The sequence below is a fragment of the Paenibacillus sp. FSL R7-0198 genome (assembly GCF_038000415.1).
Taxonomy (GTDB): Bacteria; Bacillota; Bacilli; order Paenibacillales; family Paenibacillaceae; genus Paenibacillus.
The window spans coordinates 1037859-1058549 of record NZ_JBBOCB010000001.1 but is presented as its reverse complement, the minus strand read 5'-3'; the positions used below and the strand labels follow the sequence as shown (position 1 = coordinate 1058549).

20 protein-coding genes are annotated in these 20691 nt (G+C 46.5%); 19 read left to right on the top strand and 1 reads right to left on the bottom strand.

Going from position 1 to position 20691, the window contains the following annotated elements; translation table 11 throughout:
- Nucleotides 1–3: 3 nt before the first annotated feature.
- The 4 genes from MKY87_RS04350 (at nt 4) to MKY87_RS04335 (ending at nt 4582) form a co-directional block, all read left to right on the top strand.
- Nucleotides 4–888 (top strand): menaquinol-cytochrome c reductase cytochrome b/c subunit, encoded by an 885-nt coding sequence (locus MKY87_RS04350; protein ID WP_036607643.1) that lies wholly within the window; start codon nt 4–6, stop codon nt 886–888.
- Nucleotides 889–999: 111 nt separating this feature from the next.
- Nucleotides 1000–1626: a DUF1405 domain-containing protein gene (locus MKY87_RS04345; RefSeq protein WP_340967377.1), complete on the top strand. Its 627-nt coding sequence runs from the start codon at nt 1000–1002 to the stop codon at nt 1624–1626.
- A 246-nt stretch (nt 1627–1872) separates the two neighbouring features.
- A complete protein-coding gene (locus tag MKY87_RS04340; protein WP_340963113.1) occupies nt 1873–3618 on the top strand; it encodes a cellulase family glycosylhydrolase in 1746 nt (581 codons plus the stop codon).
- Between the two features lie 94 nt (nt 3619–3712).
- On the top strand, nt 3713–4582 hold the full coding sequence (locus tag MKY87_RS04335; protein WP_338587573.1) for a sporulation protein YpjB: 870 nt from the start codon (nt 3713–3715) through the stop codon (nt 4580–4582).
- A 114-nt stretch (nt 4583–4696) separates the two neighbouring features.
- On the opposite strand, the gene MKY87_RS04330 is transcribed toward MKY87_RS04335, so the two are convergent.
- Complete coding sequence (locus tag MKY87_RS04330) at nt 4697–5566, bottom strand: YitT family protein (RefSeq protein WP_340963111.1); 870 nt, start codon at nt 5564–5566, stop codon at nt 4697–4699.
- A gap of 172 nt (nt 5567–5738) precedes the next feature.
- Between MKY87_RS04330 and MKY87_RS04325 the strand changes: the two genes are divergently transcribed.
- From MKY87_RS04325 to MKY87_RS04255, 15 genes are all read left to right on the top strand, one after another.
- Nucleotides 5739–6068 (top strand): nucleotide pyrophosphohydrolase, encoded by a 330-nt coding sequence (locus tag MKY87_RS04325; protein ID WP_017687732.1) that lies wholly within the window; start codon nt 5739–5741, stop codon nt 6066–6068.
- Nucleotides 6069–6118: 50 nt separating this feature from the next.
- Nucleotides 6119–6643: a tetratricopeptide repeat protein gene (locus MKY87_RS04320; protein ID WP_084650368.1), complete on the top strand. Its 525-nt coding sequence runs from the start codon at nt 6119–6121 to the stop codon at nt 6641–6643.
- Between the two features lie 80 nt (nt 6644–6723).
- Complete coding sequence (gene dapB, locus MKY87_RS04315) at nt 6724–7527, top strand: 4-hydroxy-tetrahydrodipicolinate reductase (protein WP_017687734.1); 804 nt, start codon at nt 6724–6726, stop codon at nt 7525–7527.
- An 11-nt stretch (nt 7528–7538) separates the two neighbouring features.
- Nucleotides 7539–7979: a methylglyoxal synthase gene (gene mgsA / locus MKY87_RS04310; protein ID WP_017687735.1), complete on the top strand. Its 441-nt coding sequence runs from the start codon at nt 7539–7541 to the stop codon at nt 7977–7979.
- The gene (bshB1, locus tag MKY87_RS04305) at nt 7976–8674 is read left to right on the top strand and encodes a bacillithiol biosynthesis deacetylase BshB1 (protein WP_340963108.1); all 699 of its coding nucleotides are present in this window, start codon (nt 7976–7978) and stop codon (nt 8672–8674) included. Before mgsA ends, bshB1 begins: the two co-directional genes overlap by 4 nt.
- 98 nt (nt 8675–8772) lie before the next feature.
- The gene (bshA, locus tag MKY87_RS04300) at nt 8773–9933 is read left to right on the top strand and encodes an N-acetyl-alpha-D-glucosaminyl L-malate synthase BshA (protein WP_340963105.1); all 1161 of its coding nucleotides are present in this window, start codon (nt 8773–8775) and stop codon (nt 9931–9933) included.
- A gap of 63 nt (nt 9934–9996) precedes the next feature.
- The gene (locus MKY87_RS04295; protein WP_340963103.1) at nt 9997–11295 is read left to right on the top strand and encodes a CCA tRNA nucleotidyltransferase; all 1299 of its coding nucleotides are present in this window, start codon (nt 9997–9999) and stop codon (nt 11293–11295) included.
- Nucleotides 11282–12259: a biotin--[acetyl-CoA-carboxylase] ligase gene (locus MKY87_RS04290; RefSeq protein WP_339783000.1), complete on the top strand. Its 978-nt coding sequence runs from the start codon at nt 11282–11284 to the stop codon at nt 12257–12259. Before MKY87_RS04295 ends, MKY87_RS04290 begins: the two co-directional genes overlap by 14 nt.
- A 344-nt stretch (nt 12260–12603) precedes the next feature.
- Nucleotides 12604–13482: a 3-methyl-2-oxobutanoate hydroxymethyltransferase gene (gene panB, locus MKY87_RS04285; protein WP_036672039.1), complete on the top strand. Its 879-nt coding sequence runs from the start codon at nt 12604–12606 to the stop codon at nt 13480–13482.
- A complete protein-coding gene (gene panC / locus MKY87_RS04280) occupies nt 13479–14375 on the top strand; it encodes a pantoate--beta-alanine ligase (protein ID WP_338587561.1) in 897 nt (298 codons plus the stop codon). The genes panB and panC overlap by 4 nt, the downstream gene beginning before the upstream one ends.
- Entirely contained in the window at nt 14368–14751 is a 384-nt protein-coding gene (gene panD, locus MKY87_RS04275; RefSeq protein ID WP_017687742.1) for an aspartate 1-decarboxylase, read from the top strand. Before panC ends, panD begins: the two co-directional genes overlap by 8 nt.
- Nucleotides 14752–14868: 117 nt before the next feature.
- Entirely contained in the window at nt 14869–15492 is a 624-nt protein-coding gene (locus MKY87_RS04270) for a tetratricopeptide repeat protein (RefSeq protein WP_313771433.1), read from the top strand.
- A gap of 142 nt (nt 15493–15634) precedes the next feature.
- The gene (gene dinG / locus MKY87_RS04265; RefSeq protein WP_339783005.1) at nt 15635–18496 is read left to right on the top strand and encodes an ATP-dependent DNA helicase DinG; all 2862 of its coding nucleotides are present in this window, start codon (nt 15635–15637) and stop codon (nt 18494–18496) included.
- 218 nt (nt 18497–18714) lie between these two features.
- Nucleotides 18715–19368: a redox-sensing transcriptional repressor Rex gene (locus MKY87_RS04260; protein WP_062835163.1), complete on the top strand. Its 654-nt coding sequence runs from the start codon at nt 18715–18717 to the stop codon at nt 19366–19368.
- Entirely contained in the window at nt 19355–20662 is a 1308-nt protein-coding gene (locus tag MKY87_RS04255; RefSeq protein WP_339783008.1) for an amidohydrolase, read from the top strand. Before MKY87_RS04260 ends, MKY87_RS04255 begins: the two co-directional genes overlap by 14 nt.
- Nucleotides 20663–20691: the final 29 nt, after the last annotated feature.

The following is a 20691-nucleotide window of genomic DNA, read 5'->3' as shown; positions in this document are numbered from 1 at the left end:
GCAATGGCTCACGGACATAAGAAGGATGATGAGGAAAAGGTTATCTTTGTCGGTGATTCACGGGTCCGTAAAGGGGCGGGATTTATTACCCCTCCTGATTACACGGCGTATCCCGGCAAATCAGAAGCCTTTATTCCCAACTTCCTGCTGAAAGAATGGATGGTTGGTGTCGTTGTATTGGTGGGGATTCTGGTTCTCACGATCTCAGAACCTGCACCTTTAGGCTATCCGGCCAATCCGAGCGCATCCGTAATTCCTATGCCGGACTGGTACTTCCTTTTTCTGTATCAGTACTTGAAGTATCCATATGCATCGGGCGATTACGTTTTGCTCGGGGTACTGGGGGTCAGCGGAGTCGCTTTTGGAGCGTTGCTGCTGGCACCATTCCTGGATACAGGCAAGGAGCGGCGTTTTTATAAACGCCCAATTGCTTCATCACTGATGATTTTGTCGGTCATTTCTGTATTCTACCTGACGAATGTAGCGTGGACGCACTACGAGCATGAGTTGGAAGCAAGTGGACAGAAGCCTGAACATATTCAACGTGAAGAAGAAGCGCTGGAGAGGCGTGAGCAGGGGCTCCCACCCGTTTCCAATGCACCTGGACAGCAAGAAGAAGTTGCGATCGTGGAACAGGATGATCCTGCAATGGAAACGTACAAAAAGGCTGGATGTATTGGTTGCCATGCGGCTGATATGAAGGGCGCAACTGGACCTTCGCTTCGAGGCATAGGTGACAAGCACAGCCAGGAAGAGATTCTGACCATTATCAAAGAAGGCTACAATGCAATGCAGCCTCAGTACAATAATGCTATTGCTCAAGGCGTCACGGATGAAGAGATTACTCATCTGACCGAATGGCTTGCGAAACAGAAAGCAGAACAGTAAAATCAAAATAACCAATGAAACCTGATCGTTTATGCGGTCAGGTTTTTTTGAAGTGTTTTTTGGACAGCACTGTATCGTGCACAATATATGATGAAGGAAGGGGCAGGGAATGTGGCTTTATCGTATTTCTGGAGTAGGGAATTTCTGACCAATCGTTATTTCCTGTGGCTATTATTTTGGTGTAATGCGGTAGGAACGGTATACGGATACATCTGGTACGGAGAGCAAATGAAATTGACGCTGGCTGAGCAGCCGGTGTGGCAGATCGTATTTGTGCCGGATAGTCCAACAGCGAGTTTGTTTTTTACTTTAGCGTTGTTATGGATCTTGTACCCACCACGGTCCATCATTATCAAACGGATCGGACATGTGATTCAGGCGCTTGCCGTGGTCACATCTGTGAAATATGGCGTGTGGGCCGTATCCATTATTTTCGCTGGCTGGATGCAAGGCGGTACACAGCACTGGCAAGACTGGATGTTGATTGCTTCGCATAGTGCGATGGCCATTGAAGCTCTTATATATGTACGCTTTTTCGGCTTCCGCTGGGCTGCCCTTGTTGTTGCAGGTCTCTGGACGCTGTTGAACGATACGATGGATTATACATATGATATTTACCCTTGGTTACCCGCTTCCCTCTATGATCATGTAGATGGTGTGCGTAATTTTACATTCGGACTGACACTGGTGAGCATTCTGTGCGCGTGGCTGGCCTTAAGACAGGCAAGACGTACCTGATCTCATACTTTGGAGAGATAATAACACGTCTCATGAAGAGTCGCTATTTTAGCGGCTTTTTTTGTGTCCAAAATGTGTCCATATTGTGCTGTTTCATGGCTTGAAAATCAAGGATATCTCCATTCTGCATCTTATAATAAAATTGAAACTGGATTTTGAAATTATTTTCCATAATTACTTAATATTAAAAGAGGTGACGAGTTGTGATCAGCTTTGTAAGTTAATCCGGAGAGGAAGGTGACATGTATGATGAAGAGAACAAGAATAGTAAAACTATTAATTGTATTTTTGATAGCGCTATCCATTTCATATCAAGTTGATGATGGGAATTCTCAAGCCAATGCCGATCCACAAACTCCATCTCAGGCATATGTACAGAAAATGGGCAAAGGCTGGAACGTATTCAACACCTATGACAGTTTTAGAACCGACGATCTCGCCCTGTCTGACGAAACCTCCTGGGGGCAGCCACAAGTAACCCAAGAATTAATATTATCAGCCAAAGCAAAAGGCTTTGATAGTATTCGGATTCCAATGACTGCCTATACAAGGTATACACTAGGTGCAGATGGACACTATGTGATCCATTCCGAATGGTTGGCCAAATATAAGCAAGTGGTTGATTGGGCCGTTGATGCAGACCTGTATGTGATGATCAACCTTCATCACGATTCCTGGACATGGCTTTCCAATTGGGATGGAAATAAGGCGTCAGAGGAGTATAAAAGATATGTAGATCTCTGGACGCAGCTTGCTAATCATTTTAAGAATGAACCTGAGCAGGTCATGTTTGAGACAATGAATGAACCTTATTTTGAAAATGATACAGGAACCATCACCAAACAGGATAAATTGGATATGATCAATCAGGCTGCATATGATGTTATCCGCAGCTCTGGTGGAAATAATGCCACAAGAATGATTGTTATTCCAACGTATTCTACAAGCGCAGATATGGATAAAGCCAACGCAGCCTATCATTTTATTGCGGGGCTGAACGATCCAAACTTGATCGCCACTGTGCATTTTTATAGTGACTGGGTCTTCAGCGGCAACTTGGGTAGAACGGGCTTTGATGAAAAGCTTTACGATGGAGTTCAAGATACGCCAAGAAGTAATATAGACCAGATGTTTAACACATTAAATCATGCCTTAATTTCCAAGGGGATTGGAGTTGTTATTGGTGAATATGGCTGGTTATCCCCTGATGATGGCGCGGCGAAAATGCAGTCAGGTGAAAAACGGAAATATCTTGAATATCTGAACTACAAGGCATCGCAATATGGAGTTAGCTCAATGATATGGCCAGGTGCGTTTTGGAGGGTTCCACCTTTTGACTGGCATGATGAATATGGAACTACCATTCAAGCAGCTAATATGAAACAGCGTTCTTCCTATTCCACAGGTCTAAATGAAATCTATGTTAATCAGCAAGCTGCAAACGATATCCAAATTCCGCTTACTCTGAATGGAAACAGCTTTAAGCACATTAAGGGAGTCCATAAAAATTATTACTCATTGGATGAAGCTACCTCAACACTTACGATCTCTAGAGAATTTATAAACGAGAAATTCAATCAGGCTTCTAACGGCATTATTGCTGATTTGGTTTTTGAATTCTCGAAAGGCGCAGAATGGCATCAGCTTATTATCAAACATTCAATGCCTGTGTTTGAAATGACCGCAGGCACAATAACCGAAGGAATCGTCATTCCGGTCCAATATAACGGGACCAACGTAAGACGTGCCTCACTTCTCGATGAATCTGGTAACCGAATAGGCGGCAATTCCTGGTTTCCATATATGAAGTTTGGCAGTGATTTTACAGCTGACTATACGGATGGAACATTCACCCTTTTGAAAGATGCGTTTGACAGCTCGGTTCCGGATGGAAAACTGAAGGTCAGGATCGAATTTTACGATGGCCAGAGTATGAACTATTCCATTCAGAAAAGCGGAAATAATGTAACAGGTTTAGGTATCGTTTTCTAAATGAAGTGTCATAAGTCTAGTAGGATACGGAATCGTCCTCTGCTTGTTCTAACGAACTGTCCCCCGCCATACATTGGTGGTGGGAGGGATGTCCATGAAGAGAACGTTTGGGATCAAAACCGGCTTATTGGTGGTATCGTTCATGGCTCTGCTGCTTTGGACGAACTTAGCATATCGTGTATCCGCACAAAGTGAAGCATTGAATTCGATTTCAGATCAGCAAGTGTCCACAAACAATTCAATTGCACAGCTTAATGAGGAAGCAGCCATATTGTATCGTCAGGCGCTCGAGAACAATATTGAAGAAGTGCGAGGCAGCATTCTGCGTATCAGTAAAAGTCTGGAGCATATCTCCTTTGAGGGACAAACAACCGTCGAGGGCATTCACGCCTTGTCCGAAACCATAGTTGAAGTGAAACAAGCCGTTGTGAAGGTGAAAAATGACGATGCTTCTCTTCAGCAGTCCTCTGCCAAACTCAGACTTGCAGCAGATAGTCTTGCGAATCCAACCAAGCCTTTATGGCTCCAGTATTATAAAATCGTGAAAAACGATCTGGACGCTTTATCCGCTGCTACAAATCAAGGCCAAACTGCGGCTGTACTGGCAAACCGCTACACCGTTCTGGAGGAGCATTATGAGACGATTCGTCCTGCTGCACTGATTCGTCGTGAACCGTATGAGATTGCTCAGATGGACGCTTGGTTATCTCATACCAAAGGGCTTACCGCTGCAAAGCAGCCTGATCTGGCTCAATTAAAGAGCATGGTGGGCCATGGGGAGGAACTGGTGAACCAGTTGTTTGGTCGCGAGAAGGACGAGAGTGCTTTTGTACCGTTTGTACAGGGCCCTGATCGCAGGGCAGCTGGGCTGCTCATTAGTTCGGTTATTGTAGCGACGTTAAGTTACGCCGGATATCGTAAATATCGTGCGCAGCAGCAGGGGATTTTTCCTTTTCGGCGCTAAGTGGATATGAACGTAATCGTGGTATATTTCAAAAAAAGACCTCTTGTTCGCATAAACAGCCACGCTAATGGCTCCTCATGTGAACAGAGGTTTTCTTGTAGTTTCTGTAGTATGTCAGCTTTCTTTGAAACCTTCGCCATGTACATCGTGAACATCGCTGATGATGACAAAAGCTCTGGGATCAATGGAACGTACAATGGTCTGCAGACGCCTGAACTCTTGCCTGGAGATCACGCAGTAGGCCATGTGTTTGGCCTGTTTAGAGTACGCGCCAATGGCTGGAATGAGGGTAACGCCACGATCCATATCCCGTGTGATCTGGTCCGCAATTTCGGGTGCATGGTCACTAATGATCATGAAAGCCCGGGCAGAATATGCACCTTCCTGAATAAAGTCGATGACTTTGGAGGCGATGAATACAGCTACAAGCGTATACAGAATTTTTTCTTTGGGGATGTAGATGAGAGAGAGCCCGATAATGGCGAAGTCGATGCCCAGTAATACTCGTCCCATACTCCATCCATACTTGCGGTTAAGAATACGAGCGATAATGTCTGAACCGCCCGTCGTTCCACCCCAACGAAATACGATACCAAGGCCGGCTCCGAGGGTAACACCTGCATATAGTGCTGCTAACAGTAAGTCATTCTCGGTATGTAATGGTTCAATCCAGCCCAGATGAATCAACTTCTCAAACAACCACAGAAAAACAGTCAGTGCCCCGATTCCGATACCCGTATAGATCATCTGTCTGCCGCCCAAAATTTTGAGCCCGATCAGAAAAAGGGGAACATTCAGAATCAAGGTTGTAAGTGAAGGTGAGATGCCAAAAGCGTAATTGATCAGCACCGTAACCCCGGTGAGGCCACCTTCCATAAGCTGGTTGGGGATAATAAAATAGAGGAGCCCAAAGGCATATAAGGCTGTACCCAGCACGATGGGAAGAACCAGTTTAACTTGAACCCAGGTTTTGGCAGTGCTCATAAGATCCCTCGCTGTAGATAAATTAGAATGAAGAAGCAATCATTCCCATCTAGTATACCTGTTTATTGATTCTTTAAAAATGATTTGTCGCTGATGATGGTGGAAGTGAATCTAAATAACTGATATTATTAGGAACAAATACGACATCATTTCAAAAGGAGAATCCGTTCTCATGGAGAAAAGCATCGCAGAAATGCAGCGTGAGGTTGATCAGTATATCTCCCAGTTCAAGGAGGGGTATTTCAGTCCTCTGGCCATGTTGGCCCGGATGTCTGAAGAGGTTGGAGAGCTCGCCAGAGAAGTGAATCATGAATTCGGCGAGAAGCCGAAGAAATCTTCCGAAGCAGCCAATTCCATTGAACTTGAGCTTGGAGATATTTTATTTATCACGATTTGTTTTGCAAACTCACTGGGAATTGATCTGGCTGAGGCGCACGATAAAGTCATGCATAAATTTAACACCCGCGATGCCAATCGGTGGACTCCCAAAAACACCGATTAGGCGTAGATTACATATGCTGTACCATCACCCGATCGGGGAGGGTCAGCTTAATGATGAAACCGGAAGAATATATGCAGCAGGCCTACCGCTGTATATTGCAAAATGATTTTGAGCAGGCGATTCGTTGGTTCGAGTCAGCCATTCACGCTCATCCAAAACATGCGGAGTTATATTATCGCTGTTCCATTACACACGCTCGCAGCAAGCATCTCGTTCCAGCGCTTGAATATGCGCGCAAGTCGGTTGAATTGTCGCCAGGAACTGAAGAGTATATTTTACATCTGCAGACGTTGGAAGCAAAACAATTGACCTCCAGAGCGAAGTTGCTGTTGGAGCAGGCTGGTATTGCAACACAGGAGCGCTATGTGGAAGCGTCAACGCTACTGCAAGAAGCGGTCAAACTTGATCCGCTTTCGGTGGAAGCTCATGTTATGCTTGCGCTGGCTTACAGTGATTTGAATGAATTTAACTATGCAATTCAGGCGCTGCGTGAGGCAATTTTGCTGGACCCGCAGAATGGGCAGCTGCATCAAATGTTACAGGAAATCAAGCAACGTATGAAATCCATTCAATAAGAATTCATTTTACAAAGATTTCTTTTGAGTTGAAATGGATTCAACGATATGAACCAACATAGCGAGGAGATGCAGTCAATATGAGTGAAGTAATCAGAGTTGCCGTGATCGGAGCGGCTGGCCGTATGGGCCGTGAAGTTGTGAAATTGGTACTTCAGGACCCGGAATTGGAGCTTGCAGCGGCTGTCAACCGCTCCGGAGCAGGTACGGATGCAGGAACCCTTGTTGGTTTGCCAGAGTGTGGGGTGCTGGTGACTGATGATATCGAAATGGCTTTTGCCGAAACAAAACCTCAGGTTATGGTTGATTTTACAGTGCCTCAATATGCTTTTACACATACCGAGATTGCGATCCGTCATGGAGTCAGACCTGTCATGGGTGTTACCGGCTTTACGCCGGAGCAGATTGAACAGTTGGACAAGCAATGCCAGGACAAAGGAATTGGAGGGCTTATTGCCCCTAACTTCTCGATCGGTGCCATTCTGATGATGCGATTCGCAGCACAGGCTGCCAAACATATGCCAAATGTGGAGATTATCGAATATCACGGGGATCAGAAGCTGGATGCTCCTTCCGGAACAGCAATCAAAACTGCCGAACTGATTGCTGCCAATCGGGAAGAACTTCGTCAGGGTAACCCGAATGAGGAAGAAACCATTGAAGGATCACGCGGCGGTTATTACAACGGATTCCGAATTCACAGTGTACGATTGCCTGGTGTATTCGCGCAGCAGGAAGTTGTTTTCGGAGACTATGGACAGTCACTCAAAATTCGGCATGACTCCTACGAGCGCGCAGGTTATATGCCTGGTGTTAAGATTGGTGTGCAAAAGGTTATGGAATATACAGGAATGATCTACGGATTTGACCACTTTATCGACTAAAGGAGATTGTCATGTTGAAAATAGCATTTATCGCCCATGATCGTAAAAAAGAAGAGATGGTTAACTTCGTGACGGCATATGAGCCTGTTTTTACGGACCATCAATTGTATTCTACAGGAACAACGGGCCTTCGTATTATGGAAGGAACGTCTCTGAAGATTCATCGATTCGAATCAGGCCCATTGGGCGGAGATCAGCAGATTGGAGCTTTGGTTGCGCAAAATGAGATGGATCTGATTATTTTCCTGCGTGATCCACTGATGGCACAACCTCACGAGCCAGATATTAATGCGTTGTTACGTCTTTGTGATGTGCAGGGAATTCCACTTGCCACCAATATCGCAACCGCTGAGATTCTGGTTAAGGCTCTGGATCGTGGCGATTTTGCCTGGAGAGAGCTGGTACATAAATACAAGCCGGAGGCTGGATTAAATTCGGGTGATTCCGAATGAGCCTGGATATTCTTATCTTTGGAGCACATGCGGACGATGCGGAGATTGGTATGGGTGGAACGATTGCCAAACATACCGCTGCTGGTTTGAAAGTAGGCGTGTGTGATCTGACTCGTGCTGAGATGTCTTCGAACGGAACAGTAGAGCGCAGAACCGAGGAAGCGGAGCAAGCCTCCCGCGTCCTCGGTCTTTCGTGTCGAACGAATCTGGGGCTTCCTGATCGTGGTTTATATCTTACGCCTGAACATGTACAGGCGGTAACGGCTGAGATTCGGCGCCATGCCCCTCGGATGGTGTTTGCTCCATATTGGAAAGATCGTCATCCGGATCATGTCAATTGCAGTAAGCTTGTGCAGGAGGCTGTATTTAACGCCAAGCTTCGCAACTACATGCCGGACATGCCTGCCGTGCAGGTGAAGGAACTTTATTTTTACTTTATTAATGACATCGGGCCTACGGATTTGATTGTCGATATTACGGAACACTATGAGCAAAAAGAAGCTTCATTGCTCTCTTATCGTTCCCAATTCGAACTGGGAGCCGGAGCGGTCTCGACGCCATTGAATCAAGGGTATATTGAACGTGTAAGAGCCCGTGATTCCTTGCTCGGACAACGCAGTCTCATCCCGTTTGCAGAAGGGTTTGCTACAATTACACCTTACGTGGTTCATCAATTTGGCACGGGTGCCAAATAAACGATTTCACATTTTACGTTTAATGAAACGAAGGGTTTCATTATTCCGTTGCATTATATCAACCTGCTTAAGCGGGAGATCAAAGGAGCGTCCACAGGATGGATAAAAAGCTAAAAATCGGCATCACCTGTTATCCGTCCCTCGGCGGGTCTGGCGTTGTCGCAACGGAACTGGGCAAATTACTTGCCGAACAGGGGCATCAGGTTCATTTTATTGCCAACAGTATCCCGTTCAGACTGGGTACGTTCCAGAAGAATATTTTTTATCATGAAGTTGAAGTAAATGATTATTATGTGTTCCGTTACCCTCCGTATGACCTGTCATTGGCAACAAAGATGGCTCAGGTGGCTAAGTCACAGCAGCTCGATCTGCTGCATGTTCACTATGCCGTTCCACACGCAGTATGTGCCTTTCTTGCCAAACAAATGGTAGGGGATGGCCTGAAAGTGGTCACCACGTTACATGGAACGGATATTACGGTTCTGGCTCAGGATGAATCTCTGAAGGATCTGATCCGTCTAGCTATTAATGAAAGTGACGCGGTCACTGCAGTATCCAAAGATTTGATTCGGGAAACGGTCGAATTGCTGGATATTCAGCGTCCAATCGATTTAACCTATAACTTTATTGACAAACGAATATATTATCCGCGGGATGCTGCAAGTTTGCGAAGAGACTTTGCTTCATCCGACGAAAAAATATTAATGCACATTTCCAACTTCCGACCGGTGAAGAGAACTCAGGATGTGGTAGAGGTCTTCCGTCAAGTACAGGAGCAGGTTCCAGCCAAACTGTTATTTGTAGGTGAAGGGCCTGATTTGCCGAAGATGCAATGGAAAATTAATGATCTCGGGTTGAATGATAAAGTTCATTTCCTTGGCAAACAGGATGACATTGCTCAGGTCATTTCCATGGCAGACGTGTTGATGCTTCCATCGGAGAAGGAAAGTTTCGGACTTGTGGCGCTCGAAGCAATGGCTTGTGGCGTACCCACGATCGGTTCACAGGCCGGAGGAATTCCGGAACTGGTATTACACGGTAAGACGGGATTCTTATCCGCGATCGGGGATACACAATCCATGGCCGAGAACACAATCCGTTTGTTAACAGATGATCGTTTGGCTGCGGAATTCAGGGAAGCGTGTCTTCAACGCGCACATCACGACTTTTGCAATGATGCCATTCGGCATGAATATGAACAGATTTATTACCGGGTGCTGGGAAGGGAAGTTCCGAACTTGAAGCCGGTTTGCGGTTAATCAATTTGTTTGACGAAATTATACTGTGCATACCACAACAGGCAAGAGAAGAGGTGATATGTGGTGGTTCAATGGACACAGGTAGATCGTGAAATGGCAATTCAAAGTGAGAATGTACTCACAACATTAAACAAACATGGCTACAAGGCATATTGGGTAGGTGGTTGCGTTCGTGACGAATTGCTGGAACGAGTTGTAGACGATATGGATATCACGACATCTGCTTCTCCTCAGCAAGTCATGGAACTGTTTGACGATTGTATTCCTACAGGTTTGCAACACGGTACGGTTACCGTTCGTTCAGGCGGTTATTATTTTGAAGTGACCACCTTTCGAACAGAATCCGAATATCAGGATAACCGCAGACCAGCTACGGTTCAATTTGTTCAGGATATCAAGGAAGACTTACAACGGCGTGACTTCACGATGAACGCTCTTGCTATGGACGTCACTGGGACAATCGTTGACCCGTTTGGTGGACAGGCAGATATCAAGGAAGAGCGAGTCAGATGTGTGGGTTCTGCGATGGAACGATTTGGTGAAGATGCACTGCGGATGCTCCGCTGTGTCCGGTTTGCTTCCGTATTTGATTTCAAAATTGCCCATAACACGTGGAAGGGTCTTGTAAGGCAGAAAGACCTGCTTCAACATATAGCAATGGAACGAGTACGCACCGAGATGGTAAAAATGATGTCGGGACCCCATCCATTAAGAGGGTTGGAACTGTTATACAGAAGTGATGCGCTTGCGCACATCAAAGCGCCGGTTAGTTCGGCGCGTTTTAACAAGACGTTGTTATCCAATCTGGAACAGTTGTCAGGTGAACATGTGTTGCTCCGCTGGTCACTCCTTCTGATTGCTGGCGGTTATAGCAAGGACGAAGCAGACGTATTATTACGTCAGTGGACATTCTCTAATGAACATCGTTCTCGTATAACAGGTGTCCTTCAGGTGGAGCAGTTGATTCATACTTCCGTTCAGGAGCAGAAGGATACGGTCAGTCTCCGTTCCGATTGGATCGTTACTGTTCTGGCTTGTGGTGTTCAGGCGGCGGATGATTGGCTTCAAATACAGTCTGTACTGCCAGCAGGATGGCGGAATCAGTCCGAACAGGCAGCAATGCAGGTTGTTTTGGTTCAAGAGCTTGCAGCCGAATGGAGTCAATCGATTCCTGTGCATGACTTAAAAGAGCTGGACATCACAGGGGAACAAGTGTTGCAAATGGTGCAGCGCAAAGGCGGGCCTTGGCTGGGGCAACTGATGAAACATTTGTTGAGAGAAACGGCGATTGGAACGATAGCGAATCAGCATGCAGCACTAAGTGCAGAAGTGAAGCGGGTGGTTCAAGATGACCAAGCATGAAGATCTGTTACATATGTTATTAAATGCAGAAGGACGATTCGTATCGGGTGAAGAGATTAGTCGTAATCTGTCCATCAGTCGGACCGCTGTGTGGAAACATGTGAACAAGTTGCGAGACATGGGTTATGAGTTTGAAGCGGTATCCCGCAAAGGATACCGTCTGGTAACGAAGCCGGATAGCATTGACGCTACTGCCCTCCAATTGGCACTGGATACAACCTTATTTGGCCGTAAGGCTGTTTTGTTGACTTCGACCCTGTCTACGCAAGGGGATGTTCTCAAGCTAGCTGAGAAAGGGCAGGCAGAAGGTGCTGTGGTCATTGCGGAAGAACAAACAGGAGGAAGAGGACGTTTCGGTCGACAGTGGTTTTCTCCTCCGGGTAAAGGAATCTGGATGAGTGTCCTGTTACGACCTGATCTACCACTTCAGCATACGCCGCAGCTAACTTTATTAACAGGAGTGGCTGTATGTCGTGCCGTTCGAGCTTGTTCAGGAGCTGATGCAGGCATCAAATGGCCAAATGATGTGTTGATTGACGGACGCAAGGTATGTGGCATATTGCTAGAATCTACGGTGGAAGATCATGAAGTCAGATACTGCATTGCAGGTATAGGTGTTGACGTGAACTTTGATCCCGAGGATTATCCGGAAGATCTGACCACAATCGCTACTTCGCTCAAGATGGAGACGGGACAATCCGTTGATCGCACCAAACTAACGGCTGCCATTTTGACGGAGCTTGAACAGTTGTATTTTTTGTATCAAAAAGAAGGATTCGGTGTGATCTCAGCTCTATGGGAGGCCCTGTCCGTATCGATGAATCGAGAGATTACAGTGACTAATCCTCATGGTGTCATTGAAGGGAAGGCAATCGGTCTTGACCCTTCCGGGGCACTTATCGTGGAGAAGCACGATGGAGAACATTCACTAATCATCTCTGGTGAGATTTCCTGGAAATCATAAACAATTTGTCGAATTTTCACTGGTAAAATGAACATAAGACGTGAAGTTTGAGCAGAACTTTGGTATACTGTGTTCGTGAGGCGGTATCGGCTAATGCAGACCGAATTGCACTCCCGTAACAGTAGCCTTTGTTCTGCTTTGATGTGTTTTATATAAGCAGACCGCAGTGCAAGAATGAAATACGTTTAAGTGAGTTGTTGGATTCTGCTCTGAGCCGAAGAGGACCGAGACAGAAGGGACGATCGCAAGTGACTCTTTTTTGACTTTTCGGGACTTTTTAGTGGAAAACTAAAAGGTTTTTTTGTTGCGTTTATTTGAAAAGAAGAAAGGAGCCATGAGAGAAAATGGCGAACAAACAAGCGTTGAATATTGTGAAAATGAAAAAATACAAGCAGGACGGCGTGCCGCTTACCATGATCACGGCTTACGATTATCCGACAGCTCTCCTAGCAGAGGAAGCAGGTATTGATCTGATCCTGGTTGGTGATTCACTCGGCAATGTAGTACTGGGTTATAACTCGACGCTTCCGGTGACCATTGACGACATGGTGTACCACACACGTTCCGTAGTGCGCGGTGCTGAGAAGACATTTATTGTGGCTGATATGCCTTTTATGACCTATCATGGCAGCGTGGATGAGACGCTTAAGGGTGTACGTCGACTGATGCAAGAGGGGCATGCCCATGCCGTTAAAATGGAAGGCGGAGTCGAGATAGCGGACACCGTTAGAGCAGTCGTGCAAGCAGGCGTGCCTGTTCTTGGACATATCGGACTTACACCTCAATCGGTTAATCAGATTGGTGGTTACCGCATTCAGGGCAAGGATGCAGCGGACGCGAAACGTCTGATGGACGAAGCCAAAGCCCTGGAAGCTGCAGGCGCGTTTGGCATTGTGCTTGAACTGGTTACGGAAGAAGTTGCACGGGCGATCTCGGAGGAACTGTCCATCCCTACCATCGGAATTGGAGCAGGACGAGGCTGTGATGGTCAGGTACTGGTATTCCACGATGTGGTTCAATACGCCTCTCCGTATACACCCAAACGATTTGTCAAAACCTATGGAGATGTGGGTACATTAATCAGAACGAGCATCGAAGCTTACGTGAAAGAAGTTAAAGATCGTTCGTTCCCGGCCGAAGAGCATGTATTCAATGCTGCGGATGGTGTTCTGGATCAACTGTACGGCGGACAACGCAAGGAAAAGGTGGGGAGTAACTCATGAAAGTATTACGGACAATCGCAGAGTTAAGACAGGAACTAAGCTTGAAGCGTCAAGCGATTCGGTCCAGTGCGTCCGTTGTAGGTCTGGTACCGACAATGGGTTATCTTCATCAAGGTCATGCAAGCTTGATGCAGGCAGCAAGAAAACAGAGCGATATCGTGGTATTAAGCATATTTGTTAATCCGATTCAATTTGGCCCTAATGAAGATTTTGACAGCTATCCGCGGGATGAAGCCAGAGATGTGGAAACAGCACGCTCACAAGGAGTAGATATCGTATTTATTCCCTCTGTTGAAGAGATGTATCCACAGGCAACACAAACGACCGTATCGGTCTCAAAACTGACGGAGCGCCTATGTGGCGCTTCCCGTCCGGGGCATTTTGACGGGGTAACGACCGTAGTCTCCAAACTGTTTAACATCGTACAGCCACAGCGTGCATTTTTTGGAATGAAAGACGCTCAGCAGGTTGCGGTCATTCAACAGATGGTGAATGATTTGAATATGCCTGTAGAAATTGTACCCTGTCCGATTGTTCGCGAAGAGGATGGGCTTGCCCTCAGTTCACGAAATGTCTATCTTAGCGCAGAACAGCGTACACAGGCATTGGTTCTGTCGAAGGCACTGCGTGCAGCTCAGGAAGCCGCAGATACAGGTGCAGCTATAAACGCTGCAGATATCCGTCGTATTCTGCGCGAGCAGATTGCAAGCTCACCGCTTGCCGTTATCGACTACGCCGAGATTCAGGCTTTTCCAAGTCTGGAGCCACTCGCAGATCAGGAGGAAGTTCAAGGACGTGATGATCTGCTCATCGCACTTGCGGTGAAATTCGGAAAAACAAGATTGATTGACAATATAAGGTTGCAAAAATCGGAGGTACTGTCCCATGTTTAGAACACTGATGAAATCCAAAATTCACCGGGCTACGGTAACGGAAGCCAACTTGAACTATGTGGGTAGCATTACCATAGATGAAGACTTGATGGAAACATCCGACTTGATGGAAAACGAGAAAGTGCAAATTGTGAACAATAACAATGGTGCACGTCTGGAAACTTATGTGATTCCAGGACCACGCGGAAGCGGGGTCATATGTCTTAACGGCGCAGCTGCACGTCTGGTGCAGCCTGGAGATAACGTCATTATCATTTCTTACGCCATGATGTCGCAAGAAGAGGCAAATACTCACAAACCAACCGTTGTATTTGTAGATGGACAGAATAAACCTGTACAAACGATGAAACAGGAAGTCCACGCAACAATTATGTAATCGACTGGTAAGGAGAATGAAATCGGCCCTTGAAGCAAAAAATGAGTACAGGTCACTGCACTAATCCATTTTTTCAAGGGTGGGGATGCATCGATGTTCCAGCATGTTTTCGCAGAAATGAACGACATGTTAGATGAAATTATCAAGAGCTATCCTTCCGCTGAAGGCCTGAACAAACAAGAATTGCTGCAAAAGTGGAACTTGCTTAAGCGGATGAGTGACGGAATGCTGGATGAATGGCTGATGTTTGAAGAAAAGATGAGCCAGGTGAGGGAGCGGGAGATGGATAAGCCTGCTTCCCTTGAACCGGAACAGGAAGCTGTTACCGCGCTGCCTGAACTCCATCTGGAATGTTTCAGTCGAGGTCAGGGCTATTTCAAACTACAGATGTATCCGCAGGCGATCATGCAGTTCTCCCGGGTTGTGACCGACCATCCGGAGAGTGCATTGACTCGCTTTTACCTGGCGCTCGCGTATCTGAATCTGGAACAAATGGCGGAAGCGGGGACACATTTGCAGCAGATCATGTACCTTAAGGGTTCACCTCGCTTAAAAGGGCTTGTATGTAACGCCCTGGGCTGTATTCAAGCCAAGCTTGCGAATCCCGAAGCTGCATGTTCACTCTTTGCACAGGCCCTTCAGTATGACCCGACATTGACCGAACCACTGTACAACATGGAAGCTTGCAGGTTGAACAGGGGAAAATTGCAATATGCTAATCAGCTGACGACCCTTCATTAAGCGGGAATTCGGCGACAAAAAAACGGTGTTCCCTCCTTTGGCATAGCGGCGGGGACACCGCTTTTTTGTCAGTTAATTTTCAAATCCCCTTTTTTTTGCTATGCTGTAACATAGACTGGAATGGAAGGGACCGTACATTGCAATGAAATTTGCCGTATTGGATTTCGAAACAACCGGCACGCAGTCCGACGGTGAGATTATACAGGCCGGACTTGCCATCATAGATCATGACTACAGCATAACTCAAATATATAGTTCTTATGTGAACCCTGGTGTACCGATTCCCCCGTTTATTTCGGGGTTGACGGGTATTACCGATGAAGATGTAGCGGACGCTCCTTCACTCGAAGAGATGATGATGGAGATGGTTCCGCTGCTTAATGATGTGGTGCTAGTTGGACACAACGTCGCTTTTGATTTTCACTTTTTGCAGAATGCTCTTGACCGTTGCGGTTATTTGCCGTTCACTGGCCGTATTCTGGACACGATTGATTTTCTGAAGATTACATTCCCATCACTGGGTTCTTATCAACTCGGTTATGTGTCTTCCGAATTTGGATTTCAACATGATCGCCCTCACCAGGCAGACAGTGATGCACTGGCGACAGCCTATGTGCTGCTCAAGTGTCTGGATGAGTTAAAGGAATTACCGCTCATAACGATTCAGCGCCTCAGTGACCTGTTTGCACCAGAAGACAGTGACTTGGGCTGGTTTTTGGACGGGATGCGCAGTGAGAAGGAAGCAGAGCCGATTCAGGATCTGGACGGACATACCTATTATCGTCAGCTTGCTCTTAATGTAAGTGATTGGACCGACATTGGTGCACCACGCGATGAGCGGGAGGCTAACCCCCTCGATGGTGTAAGCTTCGAACAGTTTATGGACCAGGTTCGGGAGAACCTGAAGGATACACTGGATCATTACGAAGAGCGTGAAGCGCAGACCCAGATGTTCAGCAGTGTAAGGCAAGCCCTGGATGAAGAGAAACATCTCTTGATCGAAGCTGGAACGGGTACCGGTAAATCTCTAGGGTATCTGTTGCCTGCTATTTACGAAAGTGTGAAGCAAGAACAGAAAGTTATGGTCAGCACGCATACGATCAATCTGCAGGAGCAATTGAGAGAGCGGGACATTCCGATGCTGACTCAAGTGGTTCCGTTCCCGTTTAAGGCTGCTGTATTCAAAGGACGTGGACATTACCTGTGCCTGCGCAAATTTGAACACAAAATCAATAAACGTGAATTCGCCACACCTAAAGAGGATTATTTCACAGCTGCTCAGATGATCGTCTGGCTTACGCAGACCGAAACCGGAGATGATGAGGAACTTAACCTTAGCGGACGCGGAGGGGACTTCTGGGAGACCGTACAGAGCGAATCCGAATCATGTCTGGGAAGATCCTGTCCATGGTTCCGCAAATGTTTCTACCATCGTGCCAAACATGAGGCAGGGTTGTCTGATATCGTAATCACCAATCACTCCAAATTATTTACGGATGTGAAAGCCGCGCATCAGCTGCTGCCAGCCTATGAGAGTCTTGTAATCGATGAGGCACATCATCTGGAGGATGTCGCTGGTAAACATCTTGGAATGCATATGAAATATTTCACTTTGGTTCATACACTGACCCGCCTGTTTAAAGACAGTCGTAATGGTCAGCTGCCTATGCTTCGTTCGCAGTTATCCGGGCATGAAAATTCGGTGCAATGGGGCTCCATGGTGGACCAGATGTTCCCGCTCGCTCTTGAGGTCAAGGAACTGTGGGATCGTATGAGCGATGCATTGTTTGGTCTGTTGCCTGAACGAAGTGATGCTTCACCGGGCGAGACGGGGCAATTTTCACTGCGTCTGAAAGCATCTCAGAAACCTGCAAAATGGCAGGAGTTGCAGGATCTGGAGAACCAGATCTATGTGACTCTGGGCGATTTGGTTCGCAAAGGGGACAAATTGCTGCTTGAAGTGAAAGAGGATCAGGATGATTATCAATCGGATAGTCTGATCACGGACATAACAGGATTACTGAAAGATCTGACCACATTGAAGGAGAATCTACGTTTCTTCATGCGTATGGATGACGCCAAAACGGTGTACTGGATGGAAGCCAGCGGCCAGTTCCGCAGTAAATCACTCCAGCTGTATGCCGTACCTGTAGATGTCAGTGCACAACTAAAGGATTTGTTTTTTGATAAAAAGAAAAGTGTTGTGCTTACATCAGCTACGCTTTCGGTAGATAAGTCATTCCAGTTCATGATTGAGCAGCTTGGCTTGCAGGAAGCTTCCGAGAATAATCGGTTGTTAACGTCGATGCTGCCATCACCTTTCAACTATCGCGATCAGGCACTTCTGGTGATTCCGCGTGATTTCCCGAGTGTGAAGGGAAGTGTGGGTGATGCGCACTTTGTTAATATGCTGGTGCAATCACTCGCAGAGACGGCAATTGCTACGCGTGGACGCATGATGGTTCTGTTTACTTCATACAAGATGTTGCGACAGGTCTATGATCCGCTGAAGGAGGCGCTGTCTGGCAACGACATCTCGTTGCTTGGTCAAGGCGTTGATAGTGGAAGTCGTTCCAAATTGACTCGCAGGTTCCAAGATGCCAAAGCAACAGTACTTCTGGGCACAAGCAGCTTCTGGGAGGGTGTAGATATCCCGGGAGAAGCGCTGACCTGTCTCGCTATTGTAAGATTGCCTTTCCAACCGCCGAATCATCCGTTGGTGGAAGCCAAGAGTGAGTTGCTTCAGGAACAGAAGAAAAATCCGTTCATGAAACTGTCCGTGCCACAAGCGGTCATTCGTTTCAAGCAGGGATTTGGCCGATTGGTGCGTACAGCAAAGGACAGAGGAATTGTCATTGTTTATGATACACGTGTGATTGAAGCGTACTATGGTAAATTCTTTTTATATTCATTACCAGGTCCCAAAATGGAGCATATGCTCACGGAGCAGATGGTTCCACGAATAACCGAGTGGTTGGAAAAACCTGCTAATGAACAAGAATAATGGTTGTTTTGTTCGTTATATCATTGCATGACACTATCGTTTGGCGTTAAACTTTATTAGATATTTCCGTATCCGATTAGAGCAGTTGCACGTAAGAACTTATAACCTAAATTACAAGGAGCATTCTGTATAAAATGTCACGTCTATCATTGAGTTTATACAGAATGCTCATCTTTTCATCTATTATTTTATCGTGGCCTTGGTAAGGGGGAGCAAGAATGAAATCGGATAAAATTTCGGAAGCGGTGGTACGACGTCTGCCTGTATACTTGCGCTATTTGAGCGAGTTGCACCAGCGTGAGGTGGCTACTGTTTCTTCTCAAGAGCTTGGACAAAGGCTGGATCTGAATCCGGCCCAAATTCGTAAAGACCTGGCTTACTTCGGTGATTTTGGTCGTAAAGGGATCGGGTATGATGTATCCTATTTGATCGAGAAAATTCGTCACATTCTCAAAATCGATCAGCAAATTAATGTAGCTCTGGTAGGTGCGGGTAACCTCGGACAGGCCTTGTCCAACTACAACGCATATCTGAAAGACAACATGAAGATTGTTGCTGTATTTGATGCATATGGACCGAAGATTGGTAGTCAAATCAACAGTTTGACGGTAAAGCCAATGAATGAATTGACGGAAGCGGTTAAAACGGATAACATCCGCATCGGTATTATTACGGTTCCGGATACGGAAGCCCAAAATGTAGCCGATCAGCTTATTGAATCGGGAATTGAAGCGATCCTTAATTTTGCACCAACAATTCTAAAAACACCGCCGCATATCCGCATTCACCATGCTGACTTTACAACGGATCTGCTTAGTTTGGCCTATTACTTGGAGACTGGAAAGGACGACGAGGAAGATGACAACAAATAGATGGGTAATTCACAACGGTAAATTTGCCGTTAATGAAGGCGGCACAACATGGAACGTTGTTCAAGGATACATGGTTGTTGAGAATGACAAGATTGTGCATATTGGTGAGACATTGCCGGATGGAGACGAAAATTGTACCAAAGTGGATGGAAAAGGATTGTTCTTCCTGCCGGGTCTGATCAATACGCATGGTCATGCAGCGATGTCGTTGCTCAGAGGGCACGGAGACGATCTTGCGTTGCAAGTATGGTTGCAGGAAAAAATGTGGCCGATGGAAGCGAAAATGACTTCAGAAGACGTATATTGGGGAACTTCGCTATCGGTGCTTGAAATGTTGAAAGGCGGAACTACAGCTTTCCTGGACATGTACGATCACATGGATCAAGTTGCCAAAGTTGTGGAGCAATCCGGCGTTAGAGCAGCACTGGCACGTGGTGTAATTGGGCTGTGCTCGGAAGAAGAGCAACTGCGGAAGCTGGAGGAGTCGGCAGCGTTTGCACGTGAGTGGAATGGACAGGCAGATGGTCGCATTACAACCGTAATCTCGCCACACGCACCATATACATGCCCTCCTGACTACATAGAGAAGCTTGTACAGGTCGCGAACGACCTAAACCTTCCTCTTCATACACATATGTCAGAAACGCTTCGTGAAGTCGAGCAGAACGTGGCTGATTATGGACTGCGTCCTGTAGCACATCTGGAGAAACTGGGCTTTTTCTCCCGTCCATCCCTGGTTGCACATGCGGTGCATCTGAATGACGAAGAGATTGAGATTCTGGCCCGTCATGATGTGGCTGTATCCCATAACCCGGGAAGTAACCTGAAACTCGCTTCCGGTGTTGCGCGTGTACCTGCGTTGCTGAAAGCAGGAGTTACCGTTTCACTCGGAACTGACGGACCAGCAAGTAACAACAACCTGGATATGTTCGAGGAAATGAGACTGGCTGCATTGATCCACAAAGGTGTATCTGGTGACCCGACGGCAGTGCCAGCAGGCGAAGCGTTACTACTCGGAACGTCATATGGAGCCAAATCAATCTTCTTGAACAATACCGGAGCACTCCAGGTCGGCATGAAGGCTGATTTTATCGCCTTGGACATTGAACAGGCACATTTCTATCCACATACAGACCTGATCTCACATACGATCTACTCGGCTTCTGCCAAAGATGTTGAGCACGTATGGGTGGATGGGAAACAAGTGGTGAAACATGGCGAATGTCTGACGCTGGATGAAGAGCGCATTTTGCGTGAGTCTCAATTGGCATTTGATGGTCTGCTTGCTCGTTAATTGCAGGATAGAGCATCATAGGGAAAGGA

Excerpts from the sequence above, each read along its gene's own strand:
- dinG (WP_339783005.1), top strand. The coding sequence starts at position 15,635 with ATGAAATTTGCCGTATTGGATTTCGAAACAACCGGCACGCAGTCCGAC.
- panB (WP_036672039.1), top strand. The coding sequence starts at position 12,604 with ATGGCGAACAAACAAGCGTTGAATATTGTGAAAATGAAAAAATACAAG.
- MKY87_RS04325 (WP_017687732.1), top strand. The coding sequence starts at position 5,739 with ATGGAGAAAAGCATCGCAGAAATGCAGCGTGAGGTTGATCAGTATATC.
- MKY87_RS04270 (WP_313771433.1), top strand. The coding sequence starts at position 14,869 with ATGAACGACATGTTAGATGAAATTATCAAGAGCTATCCTTCCGCTGAA.
- MKY87_RS04350 (WP_036607643.1), top strand. The coding sequence starts at position 4 with ATGGCTCACGGACATAAGAAGGATGATGAGGAAAAGGTTATCTTTGTC.
- panC (WP_338587561.1), top strand. The coding sequence starts at position 13,479 with ATGAAAGTATTACGGACAATCGCAGAGTTAAGACAGGAACTAAGCTTG.
- MKY87_RS04260 (WP_062835163.1), top strand. The coding sequence starts at position 18,715 with ATGAAATCGGATAAAATTTCGGAAGCGGTGGTACGACGTCTGCCTGTA.
- MKY87_RS04340 (WP_340963113.1), top strand. The coding sequence starts at position 1,873 with ATGATGAAGAGAACAAGAATAGTAAAACTATTAATTGTATTTTTGATA.
- mgsA (WP_017687735.1), top strand. The coding sequence starts at position 7,539 with ATGTTGAAAATAGCATTTATCGCCCATGATCGTAAAAAAGAAGAGATG.
- MKY87_RS04290 (WP_339783000.1), top strand. The coding sequence starts at position 11,282 with ATGACCAAGCATGAAGATCTGTTACATATGTTATTAAATGCAGAAGGA.
- dapB (WP_017687734.1), top strand. The coding sequence starts at position 6,724 with ATGAGTGAAGTAATCAGAGTTGCCGTGATCGGAGCGGCTGGCCGTATG.
- bshB1 (WP_340963108.1), top strand. The coding sequence starts at position 7,976 with ATGAGCCTGGATATTCTTATCTTTGGAGCACATGCGGACGATGCGGAG.
- panD (WP_017687742.1), top strand. The coding sequence starts at position 14,368 with ATGTTTAGAACACTGATGAAATCCAAAATTCACCGGGCTACGGTAACG.
- MKY87_RS04335 (WP_338587573.1), top strand. The coding sequence starts at position 3,713 with ATGAAGAGAACGTTTGGGATCAAAACCGGCTTATTGGTGGTATCGTTC.
- bshA (WP_340963105.1), top strand. The coding sequence starts at position 8,773 with ATGGATAAAAAGCTAAAAATCGGCATCACCTGTTATCCGTCCCTCGGC.
- MKY87_RS04255 (WP_339783008.1), top strand. The coding sequence starts at position 19,355 with ATGACAACAAATAGATGGGTAATTCACAACGGTAAATTTGCCGTTAAT.
- MKY87_RS04320 (WP_084650368.1), top strand. The coding sequence starts at position 6,119 with ATGATGAAACCGGAAGAATATATGCAGCAGGCCTACCGCTGTATATTG.
- MKY87_RS04330 (WP_340963111.1), bottom strand. The coding sequence starts at position 5,566 with ATGAGCACTGCCAAAACCTGGGTTCAAGTTAAACTGGTTCTTCCCATC.